Source organism: Pseudomonas sp. EL_65y_Pfl2_R96, from assembly GCF_963970905.1.
Classification (GTDB): Bacteria; Pseudomonadota; Gammaproteobacteria; order Pseudomonadales; family Pseudomonadaceae; genus Aquipseudomonas.
The window spans coordinates 75,982-87,927 of sequence record NZ_CAXAQH010000022.1; the positions used below are offsets into that span (position 1 = coordinate 75,982).

An 11,946-nucleotide genomic window follows, 5' to 3' on the forward strand; every position below is an offset into this window, starting at 1 on the left:
GTCAAGCCACGCTCCCACAGGATTTTCGTCGCTCAAATTACTGGCATTGAGCCGAGGGCGTGCGACGCAGGCGCGCCATGCTCAGGGTATCGACCAGCCGACCGTCACGCACGGCGTAATCGCGAAACAGGCCTTCGGTCTCGAAGCCGAATTTCTGGTACAGCCCGATGGCGGCTTCATTGTCGGCGTACACCGACAGCTCGACCCGTTGCAGGTTCATCCAGTTATCGGCGATGTCCAGCGCTGCTGCCAGCAGTTTCGAACCGACGCCCTTGCCCTGCCACGCCACGGCGACCCCCATGCCGAAGCTGCCGGCGTGGCTGCGACGGATTCGCGAAAACTGCTCAAGGCCAATGTTGCCGATGACCGAGCCCTGGTGCAGCGCCACCAGTTTCACCGCGCGTTCGTTGTCCGCCATCAGGCGTTGGCGCCAGACCTCGGTGGACTGAAACGGCATTTGCAGCACCTGCCGGGCCACGGCCGGATCGTTGTAGAGCGCGGTGATGCCCTCGATGTGGGATTCGTTGAAACGTTCGAGGTGAATGGCGGGGTCGTGGTCGGGCATGGCGGTGTTCGTCCTTGATCGGTGTGTGGCCGATCACTCTAAACCGCGATCCCCATGAGTGGCGAGATCGAAATGTGGGAGCGGGCTTGCTCGCGAATGCGGTGTGTCATTCAACATCCATGTCGACTGAATAACCGCTTTCGCGAGCAAGCCCGCTTCCACATGGATCTGTGTCAATTCTGGATCCGCAGTGCTGCGATCTTTTGATCTTGATGGCAGGCTACTCAAACCACTCCCGCCGCTCACTGAAGGTGTTGTGGATCAGCTCGACGATCCCCTGCACTTCGGCCTCATTCCGGGAGTCGGCATTGACCGCCATCCACACCTGGCGCTGCATCGGTTGGTGGAAGAGCCCGGGCAACGCCAACAACCCCCGGTCGAACTGGCTCATGTAGTGCGGTAGCAAACCGATGCAGGCGCTGCAACGGATCATCTCCAGCATCAGCTCATAGGAATGCAACTGCACCACCCCCGCCAGGCGCTGCTCCAGCAGACTGTTCCACGGCCCGAAGGCGGCGACCTGGCGGTGCTGCTGCCATTGCACCAACATGAAATCGGCCAAGTCACCCAGGCTGTCCGGCCGGGCCGCGACCCGCGAATAACGCTTGGCGATGTGCGGCAGATAGTCCAGCCGCGCGAGTCGCCGGGGCTCGCTGACGGCGAAACTGGGGCCTGGCAACGGCGAATCGGTGCCCGCCAGCCACACCACCACATCGGCGCTGATGGCTTGCAGGGACAGTTCGCTATCCAGGGAGATGATGTCCAGGCGCACGCTGGCATTGCGCCGCAGCAGCGAGACCAGGTCGCGCCCGAGGATGTCATGCAAGATTGACTCGGCGACGGCCAAGCGAATCAATGGCTGTTCGATCACCGGCAAATCGCGTTCATGGGCCAGGGCAATCAACTGCGCCTGAAGCTGCAAACCGTCGCGGCTGAGGGCAAAGCCATTGCCCGAATGGCTGAACAGCGAACACTGCAGTTGTGCTTCCAGTTGCGCCAAATGTTTACGCAACTGGGTCGACTTGATGTTGAGGCTGCGGGCCGCTTGCATGAAACAGCCGCAACGGGCGCTGACCCTGAAAGACTGCACCAGCAGCGGATCGATTCCGGCTATCCGTGAGTGCAAGGATGGGTTCTGTTCTACCGGCCAACGGTACTCGGCCACGCCCTGACGCCCGGTGGATTCCATGAATGACATTGATGACTCCCTGTCTGTCGATCTGTCCTTGAGCGTTCATCCTGCTGACCGTTCATGAACCTGATGTGACAGCCGGAAAAAACGGATCAGCCGTCCAAGGCGCGGAACCTGTGGGAGCGGGCTTGAATCAACCGCCGGGCGCTTGTCGAAAACTCACTGCCAGACGATTCCAGCTGTTGATGGTGCTGACGGCCATAGTCAGGTCAACCAGTTCGCCTTCGCTGAACTGCGCCCGGGCCAGTGCGTAAACGTCATCGGGCACATGGCTTTCCGCAAGCAGGGTCACCGCTTCGGTCCAGGCCAGGGCCGCCCGCTCCCGAGGGCTGAAGAAGCCGCTGTCGCGCCAGACCACGACCGCATACAGCCGGCGATCGGTCTCGCCGAAACGGCGCGCGTCCACCGAGTGCATGTCGGTGCAGAAGGCGCAGCCATTAAGCTGCGAGGCACGGATTTTGATCAGGTTCAACAAGGCCGGCTCGATGCTCAGGTCGCGGGTCAAGGCCTCCATGGCGATCATGGCTTTCATCGCTTTGGGCGATGCGTTGTAGTAGTCCAGGCGGGAGTTCATGGGGCGACCTCGCGGATAGGATAGGTGACTCCAAGGTAGAGGCTGCCCCACGATCGTCACAGGTCCAATTCGACGAAAAAGCCGTGGACCGCCCGGTAAAAGGCCAATCGGAGGTTTTTCGCCCACGCAACTTCTGCACGGCCGTGCATGCGGGTAATCTGGCGCGACGCACAGTCGCCTCAACGCCCAGGAGCCCCGCCGGTATGGAACTTCATGTTGTCATCAACGGCCGCAAGGACCTGGCAGGCCAGTTGTACCGGCAACTGCGCAGCGCCATCGAGTCCGGCCGTCTGGCAGCCGGGACGCAGCTGCCGCCCAGCCGTTTGCTGGCTGAACAACTGGGAATTTCGCGCAAGACCATTTCCGACACGTATGCACAACTGACCTACGAAAACTTCCTCACCGGGGTGATCGGCAAAGGCACTTACGTCAATGCCCGGGCGGCGAAAATCGTCCGCAAGCAGAGTCATTCGGAGCTGGCCAGCTTTGAGGTCATTGAAAGCTGGCGCAACCTGCCAACATTCTTGCGCCACCCGACGCTGGAAGGCTCGCTGCGTTACGATTTCATCGGTGGCGCCACCGGGAAAGGCCAGTTTCCGCAGGACGATTGGCGCCGCTGCACTTCCCATGCCTTGCGCCAGATTGCCGGTTCCAAGGGCTTCTACAGCCTGCCCGAAGGCTTGCCGGCGCTTCGCAATGCGATCGCGCGGCACATCGCGTTTTCCCGTGGGGTCAATTGTCAGGACGAGGACGTGGTGGTGTGCAACGGCGCGCAGCAGGCGCTGGACCTGATTTCCCGGGTGTTGACCCAACCGGGCAGCCTCGTGGCCATGGAAGACCCCGGTTACCCGCCCGCTCGTCTGTTATTCGCAACCCATGGCGCGACGGTGGTCGGCGTACCGGTGGATGCGCAAGGCATTCAGGTCGAGCACATTCCCGATGGCACCCGGCTGATTTACGTCACCCCGTCCCACCAGTTCCCCTTGGGCATGCCCATGAGCCAGGCCCGGCGCGAAGCCCTGCTCGCGCGCGCCCACGAACTGGGGGCGATCCTCATCGAGGACGACTATGACAGCGAATTCCGCTACGAAGGCCGGCCCACCAACTCGCTGCAAAGCCTGGATCAGCGCGGCATCGTTGCCTACGTCGGCACCTTCTCGAAAACCCTGTTGCCAGAGTTGCGGCTCGGGTATGCGATTTTGCCGCCGGCGATTCTCGAAGCGGTGATCCGCGCCAAACAGCTCACCGACATGCACACCTCCACCCTGCCCCAATGGGCGCTGGCCAAGTTCATCGCCGAGGGCTGCCTGCTCAAGCACATCCGGCGCTGCCATACGATCTACGCCGGGCGCCGGGAGCGGATTCTGGCGCGCATGGCGGGCGACCTTTCGCCGTGGTTCGAGGCGGTGCCGACCACGGCCGGGTTCCACATGGCGGTGCTGTGCAAAGTGCCGGTGGATATTCCATTGGTGATCGAATTGGCAAAAAAAGTCGAAGTGGGGCTCTATGCCCTGGACGGTTTCTATTACCAACAAGCGCCACGGGCCGGGCTTTTCCTGGGGTTCGGGGCGATCGAAACCCTGGACATCGACATCGCCCTGGACCGTTTGCGGGACATTCTGCAGCAGGTCGGCTGACAGATTGGTCTGCGGCTTTATCCAGCGATTGGCTATTGGCGGCCTGGGGGGGCAGGCCTATCCTTGATGGGCGTTATCCCTCAATGAGCAGGATTCGTCCGGCCTGATTCAGGAGTGTGAACAATGCCCAACGAAGTGATCAACACCGTAAAGGTGCAGGCTGCCGCCGGCCGCTCGGACGAACTGGGTCAGCAACTGCAAAAGATTGTCGATACCCTGCGCGAACTTCCGGGCTGTGACTCCTACATGGTCGACCGCTGCCCCGAGGACGACACCTGCTGGACGGTCAGCGCTCGCTGGCAATCGGAAGCGGCCATGCAGGCGCATTTCAACTGCCCTGAAGCGCAAGGCTTTATCGGCCTGATCGACAACCGACTGGCCAACGCCGTCGACTTCGACAGTTTTCCAATCGTCTGACAAACACCTGTGGCGAGGGAGCTTGCTCCCGCTCGTCTGCGCAGCAGACGTAAATCCGGCGAACGCAGTCTGCCTGGTCCTGCGCGTCCAGCGGTTTTGGGGGCCGCTGCGCAACCCAGCGGGAGCAAGCTCCCTCGCCACAGTTCATCGCCCTTTAGCCCTGCGGCGCTCTGTGATTGGCCCCCTCACCTTCCCGAAAACTGGCTGTTTGATTGCCCGATAGCGCGCCCTACTGTGGTCCCTGACGACTCACCACCTCAGGTAATCAACCATGAATGCGCTTCGTTTTTTTGCTGCCCCTCTCGCCGCCCTGACGCTGTGCGTTTCAGCCTCGGCTTTCGCCCACGAAACCGCAGCCCCGACAGAAAAAGTCACCATCCTGCAGGACCAGATGCTGAAAAACGCCCCCGGCAAAAAAGCCTTGATGATCGAAGTCGATTACCACAAAGCCTTCAGACAAAAAAAAGCCCCATCTCTTTCGAGACGGGGCTTTTTCATTCAACGCCTGATCAGGCAACCGGCTCCAGCTCGGCGCTGGCAGTCGCGTTGGCATTGGCATTGGCAGGCACCACCGCCTGACCGCTCAACGCCAGGTCCAGCAACTCACGGTTGGCCACCGCATACATGGCATAGTCAGTGCCGCTGGCGGCACGGATTTCCACCAGCATGGCGCGCCAGCGTTCGATCATGCCTTCGTGCTCTTCCATCCACAGCGCCAGGCGTGTTTCCACGTCCTGGGTGCCGTCGCCCTGTTGCAGGACAGAGATGGTGATCGCACGTTGTTGCCAGTCGACGTCATCGCGGAACGCTTCACGGGCCAGGGCCTGCCAGTTGTTTTCAACCGGCAGGGCGCTGATCTGTTGCAGGTACCAGGTGATGTCCAGCGCGCTGCCCACGGCGAAGTAGGCCTTGGCCACGTCCGCTGCGTTCTGGCCGGTCACATCCGAAGCTTCGATGATCGGCAGCAAGGTGTACAGGTGAGTGGTGCCTGCAACCATGCGCGCCAGCAACTCAGGTACGCCAGCCGCGACGTAAGCCTGATAACGGGTCTGCCAGCCTTCGCGGGTAGGGCCTTCCAGCAGTTCGTCGAGCTTGAGGCCCAACGCCGCCAGGTGCGGACCGAAGTGTGCGACGTCACGGGCAGCGTTCTGCTCATTGCGACGGCTGCGCAGGAACCAGCGTGTAGCACGGCGGCCCAGACGCATCAGCTCGTCCATCAGCTCCAGTTGCACGTCAGCGGAGACCTGGTAGTCCAGGGCCTCGATCTGACGGAACCAGTGTGGGAGATGGAAAATGTCACGCACGATCACATAAGCACCTGCCACGTTCGCCGGGCTCATGCCGGTCGACTCTTTGAGTCGTTGAACGAAGGTGATGCCCATGTGGTTGACCAGATCGTTGGCGATCTGAGTGCTGACGATTTCACGCTTCAGACGGTGACGGCGCATGGCGTCGGAGAACTTGCTCACCAGGGTCGGCGGGAAAGCGGTTTCCATGTCGCGGGTCAGGTAGTCGTCGTCCGGCACCAGGGAGTTGAGCAGCGCTTCCTTGAGGTCGATCTTGCTGTAGGAGATCAGCACCGACAGCTCGGCACGGGTCAGGCCATGGCCCGCCGCGACGCGTTCAGCCAGTTGATCTTCGGCCGGCAGGAACTCGATGGCGCGATCCAGCTTGCCGCGACCTTCCAGATCGTTCATCAGACGCTTGTATTCGGCAATTCGCGGCAAGGCGCGACGGGCTGCCAGGGACAGTGCCTGAGTCTGCTTGTAGTTGTTGCCCAAAACCAGACCACCGACTTCGTCGGTCATGCTCGCCAGCAACTGGTTACGTTGCTTGTCGGTCATGTCGCCGGCCTGAACCACTTCGTTCAGCAGGATCTTGATGTTCACTTCGTGGTCGGAGCAGTCCACGCCACCGGCGTTGTCGATGAAGTCGGTGTTGGAACCGCCACCATTGAGGCCGAATTCGACACGACCCAATTGGGTCATACCGAGGTTACCGCCCTCGCCCACGACTTTGCAGCGCAGTTCGTTGCCGTTCACGCGCAGTGCATCGTTGGCCTTGTCGCCGACATCGGCGTGGCTTTCGCTGCTGGCTTTGACGTAAGTACCGATACCGCCGTTCCACAACAGGTCTACCGGCGCCTTGAGCAAGGCGTTCAGCAGTTCGGTCGGGGTCAGCTTGTCAGCCTGAATGTCGAAGCGCTCTTTCATCTGCGGGGAAATCGCGATGCTTTTTGCGCTGCGCGAGAAGATCCCGCCGCCTTCGGACATGATGCTGGTGTCGTAGTCCGACCAGGCCGAACGCGGCAGGTCGAACAGGCGCTGACGCTCGGCGAAGCTGTTGGCAGGCTCCGGATTAGGGTCGATGAAGATGTGCAGGTGGTTGAACGCGGCCACCAGTTGCAACGTCTCGGACATCAACAGGCCGTTACCGAATACGTCACCGGCCATGTCGCCGACACCGACTACAGTGATGCTGTCTTTCTGAACATTGATGCCGCGCTCGCGGAAGTGGCGTTGTACGCCGACCCACGCGCCCTTGGCGGTGATACCCATCTTCTTGTGGTCGTAACCGGCCGAGCCGCCGGACGCAAAGGCGTCGCCGAGCCAGAAGCCGTAGTCGATGGCGATGCCGTTGGCGATGTCGGAGAAGGTCGCAGTGCCCTTGTCCGCCGCCACCACCAGGTACGGGTCATCGTCGTCATGACGCACGACGTTGGCCGGCGGTACCAGCGCGCCGTCTTTCAGGTTGTCGGTGATGTCCAGCAGGCCCGAGATGAAGATGCGGTAGCAGGCGATGCCCTCGGCCGCGATCTCGTCACGGCTGCCGCCCAGTGGCAGGCGACGCGGCAGGAAGCCACCCTTCGCACCCACTGGCACGATGACCGAGTTCTTCACTTGCTGGGCTTTTACCAGGCCCAGGACTTCGGTGCGGAAGTCTTCTTCACGGTCGGACCAGCGCAGACCGCCGCGAGCCACGTTGCCGAAACGCAGGTGCACGCCTTCGACGCGAGGCGAATAAACGAAGATTTCGAACTTCGGAACCGGCTTCGGCAGCTCTGGAATCTGGTGCGGGTTGAACTTGAAGCTGAAGTAGGACTTGTTCTGACCGTTGGCGTCGGTCTGGTAGAAGTTGGTCCGCAGGGTCGCTTTGATCAGGTCCAGGTAACGACGCAGGATGCGGTCTTCGTTCAGCACCTGGACATCGTCCAGTGCCGCCAGAATCGCGTGTTCCAGACGTTGCTGCTTGTCTTCCAGATCGTCACTGGCCAGCTTGCGCGCCAGGTAGAAGCGGGTCTTGAACAACCGGGTCAACTCGCGAGCGATGTCAGTGTGGTTGTTCAGGGTGCTGGCGATATAACCCAGGTCGAAGCCCAGACGGATCTGCTTCATGTAACGGGCGTAAGCACGCAGCAGCGCCACATCGCGCCATGGCAGGCCGGCGGTCAGTACCAGACGGTTGAAGGCATCGTTCTCGGCATCGCCACGCACGATGTGGACGAAGGCGTCCTGCAAGGTGTCGTTGAGTTGCTGGATGTCGAGTTCCAGGCCTTCGGCGGCGGTGAACGCGAAGTCGTGAATCCAGAACTCACGGCCGCTGTTGTGGCGCAGGCGATACGGGAACTCACCCAGCACGCGCAGACCAAGGTTTTCCAGGATCGGCAACACGTCGGACAACGCCAGCGGGGTATCGGCGTGATAAAGCTTGCAGTGCAGCTCGCGCTGACCGGAGACCTGACCCAGTGGCTGATAGAAGCTCATCACCAGCGGATTGGATTCTTTCAGGCTCAGCAGGTGCTGCATGTCGACCACAGCCGAGTGGGCGGCGAAACGCTCGCGGTAACCGGCCGGGAAGCCTTTCGGGAAATCGGCCAGCACGTTGGTGCCCTGGGCTTCGCCGAAGCTCTCGACCACCAGGCTCGCGTAGTCGTCCTGCCAGCTGCGGCAGGCCTGCACCACTTCTTTTTCCAGCAGAACCGGGTCGATGTCCAGACGGTTCTTCGGGTCGACGCGCAGAATCAATTGCACACGGGCCAGCACGGACTCGGAGAAGAAGGTCCAGAACTCGCAGTCAGAGGCTTTCAGGCGATCCATCAGCACTTGCTGGATCTTCTGGCGCACTTCGGTGGAGTAGATGTCTCGCGGCACGTAGGCCAGGCAGTAGCAGAAGCGGCCGTACGGGTCTTTGCGCAGGAACACGCGGATCTTGTTGCGTTCCTGGATCTGCACGATCGACATCACGGTGGTGAACAGCTCGTCCACCGGGGTCTGGAACAAGTCGTCGCGCGGCAACACTTCAAGCACCTGGGCCAGTTCCTTGCCCAGGTGAGCCTTGGCCTGGAAGCCCGAACGCTGTTCGATGATCTCGACCTTGCGACGGATGTAAGGAATGACCCGCACGCTTTCGCCATACACCGACGAGGTGTACAGGCCCATGAAACGGCATTCCTTGATGACCTTGCCATTGGCATCGATCTGGCGGATCGACACGTAATCCGGGTAGGCCGGACGGTGTACACGGCTTGGGTGTGCAGCCTTGGCGAACGACAGCGGCGTCGGTTCGCGCAGGTAGTTGACGGCGTAGTCTTCGATGCGCAGGTCATCGACGGTCAGGCCGGCACGCAGCAGCTTGGTCAGGCCGAGGAACGAGTTCTGGTCATATTCGATGTGACCGCCGTTCTGGTCCTCGCCCACCACGAACTCTTCGTAGCCCAGGAAGGTGAAGTGGTTGCCCACCAGCCATTCCAGGAAGCTCTTGATTTCGAATTTTTCGTCGGCGTCGACGATGAACTGGCTGTTGTCGATGCCTTCGATCATCTCCTGGACCTTGGCTTTCATCGGTTCGAAATCGGCGACCGCGACGCGGACTTCACCGAGAACCTGCTCCAGCTCTTTGGTCAGGACATTGAGTTCGGCCGTGTTGGCGCAACGGTCGATTTCCAGGTACATCAGCGATTCTTGCAGAATGCCTTCGCCCTGGGTGCCCTTGGGCAGGATTTCCAGCAGCTCGCCCTTGCTGCCGCGACGCACGCTCAACACAGTGGTTTGCAAGGTATGAATGCTGTAGCCGCGGCGGTTCAGTTCGGTACGCACCGAGTCCACCAGGAACGGCAGATCGTGATGCAGCACTTCAACCGCGGTGTGGGTCGACTGCCAGCCGTGGCGTTCGTAATCAGGGTTGTAGACGCGCACTTGCGGATGCGCGTGATCGAAGCGCTCAAGCAGGCGCCACGCAGAAAGGGTGCAGCCGGCGAGGTCGGACAACCGACGCTGGGTCAGCTCGTCGAGGGAAATGATGCCGAAGAATTGTTCGGCGAACAGCGCCACTTGTGGCAGTGCCTGTTCACTGATGTGCTGCGCCAGTGCCGCTTGCAGTTGGTGCTGGAAGTCGGCCTTGCTGGCTGCGGTGAAGAACGCCATCTGTGGTACTCCGCTTGGGCTTGTTATTGATGGAAGCGTCGCGTGCAAACCCCTTTCGGGGCAATCCGTCACCCTGTTCCTGAATCTCGGGCAGAGGAAACAGAATGACAGGTGGGTGAAGCTGGACGAGACACTCAGGTCACATTCACCTTCCATTGAATGGGCATCTGCAAAAACAACTGCCGGGCTACCCTCTCGAAGCTACCATCGCAGCCATCGACAATGCCCTTACGGGTGCTCATCCGTTGCGCAGCTTAACGAGTGCGGCAAGGGCCGTGCTTGCAGCGCTGCGACATATTCGGTCATCGGTACGTAACTCGCGGCATGTGCCTCGAACAACACTAGCAGTCGTGCAGGAAAATGGGGGCTTTATGCCCGGTTTTACGGCACTTGCGTACCAGAAATGACTGGAACGCATCGGATATTCACAACACATCCTCTGACACTCAGTCGAGCAGAAATTTCCGAGGGCTGGCAGAATTGTCTTTTGTCGCGTTCACCACGCTCGCCGAGCCAGGATTTTCCCATGCAAATGACAACCGACCTCTTGATCGTCAACCCGTGCGATGACGAAGAAGACAATCTGGCCATGCTCTGCTGCACCAGTGCCGAGGGCGAACTGTTCCTGATGAGCCGCTTTCCCGATGAGGACGAGCTGGAGATCATCTTCCACGACAAGCCTTCGGCCCTGGATGGCGTGAAAGTCACCCTCAGCCCTGACCGCCTGCTGATCGAAATCGCCGCCGTGGACGCCGATGCGCTGGATGGCAATGATTCGCTGGAAATCCTGCACAGTACCGATGCTGGCGATCTGGCTGAAGTGGAAGAGACCTTGCAGAACATCCTTAAAGGTACCGGCACTTACATCAGCCAGCTCTAAGCCTTGGAATCTCGGGTGCCTGAACCTGCCTCATCACGAGCAGGCTCGCTCCCACATTTGATCGCATTTTCATATGAGAACCCGGTCACCTGTGGGAGCGAGCCTGCTCGCGATGAGGCCAGCCAGATCACCACCCTGTCCCTCGCCTACAAATTTCCAACAGATTTACCCAACAATTCCCGCACTTTGCACAAAATGCCGTTAGTCGGCGCCCCCCGCGATGGATTAAAGTAACGCCCCTAGCCCTGGCGTTATTCGAACGTCTTCGGTCACCCTTTCCAGGAACAGTCATCGATGGAACATCGTGAAGCGCTGCTCGCGCTGCGAACCTTTCTTTCAACGCAGATTCTCGGCCAGGAAAAACTCATCGAGCGTTTGCTCATCGCCTTGCTCGCCGACGGCCACATGCTGGTCGAGGGCGCTCCGGGGCTGGCCAAGACCAAGGCCATCAAAGAGCTCGCTGAAGGCATCGAAGCACAGTTCCATCGCATCCAGTTCACCCCCGACCTGCTGCCGGCCGACATCACCGGCACGGAAATCTATCGCCCGGAAACCGGTAGCTTCGTGTTCCAGCAAGGCCCGATCTTCCACAACCTGGTGCTGGCGGACGAAATCAACCGTGCCCCGGCCAAGGTCCAGTCGGCCCTGCTCGAAGCCATGGGCGAACGCCAGGTCAGTGTCGGGCGCAGCACCTACGAGCTGTCGCCGCTGTTTCTGGTCATGGCCACACAAAACCCCATCGAGCAGGAAGGCACCTACCCGTTGCCCGAAGCCCAGCTCGACCGCTTTCTGATGCACGTGAAAATCGGCTTCCCCGACGCCGCCGTCGAACGCCGGATTCTGCAACAGGCCCGCGGCGAAGCGCTGCACGGTGAAACCAAACCCGAACGCCGGGTCAGCCAGCAGGCGATCTTCGCCGCGCGCAAGGAAATTCTCGGTTTGTACATGGCCGACGCCGTGGAGGAGTACCTGGTGCAACTGGTCATGGCCACACGCATCCCGGCCAAGTTCGACCCGGAAATGGCCGAATGGATCGCCTACGGTGCCAGCCCGCGCGGCTCCATCGCCCTCGACCGTTGCGCCCGTGCCCACGCCTGGCTCGCCGGTCGCGACTTCGTCAGCCCGGAAGACATTCAGGCGGTGCTGTTCGATGTGTTGCGCCACCGCATCATTCTTTCCTTTGAAGCCGAAGCCGCTGGCATCGACCAGGACCGGGTGGTCCAGCGGATTCTCGACGTCGTAGCCGTCGCTTGACCCC

8 protein-coding genes and 1 pseudogene are annotated in these 11,946 nt (G+C 60.7%); 5 read left to right on the forward strand and 4 right to left on the reverse strand.

The annotated features are described in order from the left end of the window. Positions 1-37: 37 nt before the first annotated feature. From AACY49_RS20770 to AACY49_RS20780, 3 genes are all read right to left on the reverse strand, one after another. On the reverse strand, positions 38-565 hold the full coding sequence (locus AACY49_RS20770; RefSeq protein ID WP_258696033.1) for a GNAT family N-acetyltransferase: 528 nt from the start codon (positions 563-565) through the stop codon (positions 38-40). A 220-nt stretch (positions 566-785) separates the two neighbouring features. After that, complete coding sequence (locus AACY49_RS20775) at positions 786-1,763, reverse strand: LysR family transcriptional regulator (protein ID WP_258696034.1); 978 nt, start codon at positions 1,761-1,763, stop codon at positions 786-788. Between the two features lie 127 nt (positions 1,764-1,890). Then, positions 1,891-2,331, reverse strand: a complete 441-nt coding sequence (locus AACY49_RS20780) for a carboxymuconolactone decarboxylase family protein (RefSeq protein WP_258696035.1) — start codon at positions 2,329-2,331, stop codon at positions 1,891-1,893. Between the two features lie 203 nt (positions 2,332-2,534). Between AACY49_RS20780 and pdxR the strand changes: the two genes are divergently transcribed. The 3 genes and pseudogenes from pdxR to AACY49_RS20795 all read left to right on the forward strand — a co-directional run. After that, positions 2,535-3,968: a MocR-like pyridoxine biosynthesis transcription factor PdxR gene (pdxR, locus tag AACY49_RS20785; protein ID WP_258696036.1), complete on the forward strand. Its 1,434-nt coding sequence runs from the start codon at positions 2,535-2,537 to the stop codon at positions 3,966-3,968. A 123-nt stretch (positions 3,969-4,091) separates the two neighbouring features. Next, positions 4,092-4,385: an antibiotic biosynthesis monooxygenase family protein gene (locus tag AACY49_RS20790; protein ID WP_258696037.1), complete on the forward strand. Its 294-nt coding sequence runs from the start codon at positions 4,092-4,094 to the stop codon at positions 4,383-4,385. A 271-nt stretch (positions 4,386-4,656) separates the two neighbouring features. After that, a pseudogene (locus tag AACY49_RS20795) lies at positions 4,657-4,827 on the forward strand (cupin domain-containing protein); the annotation flags it as partial. Positions 4,828-4,894: 67 nt separating this feature from the next. Here the strand turns inward: AACY49_RS20795 and AACY49_RS20800 are convergent. Further along, on the reverse strand, positions 4,895-9,808 hold the full coding sequence (locus AACY49_RS20800) for an NAD-glutamate dehydrogenase (protein ID WP_339526111.1): 4,914 nt from the start codon (positions 9,806-9,808) through the stop codon (positions 4,895-4,897). 526 nt (positions 9,809-10,334) lie between these two features. Between AACY49_RS20800 and AACY49_RS20805 the strand changes: the two genes are divergently transcribed. After that, on the forward strand, positions 10,335-10,688 hold the full coding sequence (locus tag AACY49_RS20805) for a hypothetical protein (RefSeq protein WP_339526113.1): 354 nt from the start codon (positions 10,335-10,337) through the stop codon (positions 10,686-10,688). 294 nt (positions 10,689-10,982) lie between these two features. Beyond that, positions 10,983-11,942: an AAA family ATPase gene (locus AACY49_RS20810; RefSeq protein WP_258696040.1), complete on the forward strand. Its 960-nt coding sequence runs from the start codon at positions 10,983-10,985 to the stop codon at positions 11,940-11,942. The last annotated feature ends 4 nt before the right edge of the window (positions 11,943-11,946 follow it).

Excerpts from the sequence above, each read along its gene's own strand:
- AACY49_RS20770 (WP_258696033.1), bottom strand. The coding sequence starts at position 565 with ATGCCCGACCACGACCCCGCCATTCACCTCGAACGTTTCAACGAATCC.
- AACY49_RS20775 (WP_258696034.1), bottom strand. The coding sequence starts at position 1,763 with ATGTCATTCATGGAATCCACCGGGCGTCAGGGCGTGGCCGAGTACCGT.
- AACY49_RS20780 (WP_258696035.1), bottom strand. The coding sequence starts at position 2,331 with ATGAACTCCCGCCTGGACTACTACAACGCATCGCCCAAAGCGATGAAA.
- pdxR (WP_258696036.1), top strand. The coding sequence starts at position 2,535 with ATGGAACTTCATGTTGTCATCAACGGCCGCAAGGACCTGGCAGGCCAG.
- AACY49_RS20790 (WP_258696037.1), top strand. The coding sequence starts at position 4,092 with ATGCCCAACGAAGTGATCAACACCGTAAAGGTGCAGGCTGCCGCCGGC.
- AACY49_RS20800 (WP_339526111.1), bottom strand. The coding sequence starts at position 9,808 with ATGGCGTTCTTCACCGCAGCCAGCAAGGCCGACTTCCAGCACCAACTG.
- AACY49_RS20805 (WP_339526113.1), top strand. The coding sequence starts at position 10,335 with ATGCAAATGACAACCGACCTCTTGATCGTCAACCCGTGCGATGACGAA.
- AACY49_RS20810 (WP_258696040.1), top strand. The coding sequence starts at position 10,983 with ATGGAACATCGTGAAGCGCTGCTCGCGCTGCGAACCTTTCTTTCAACG.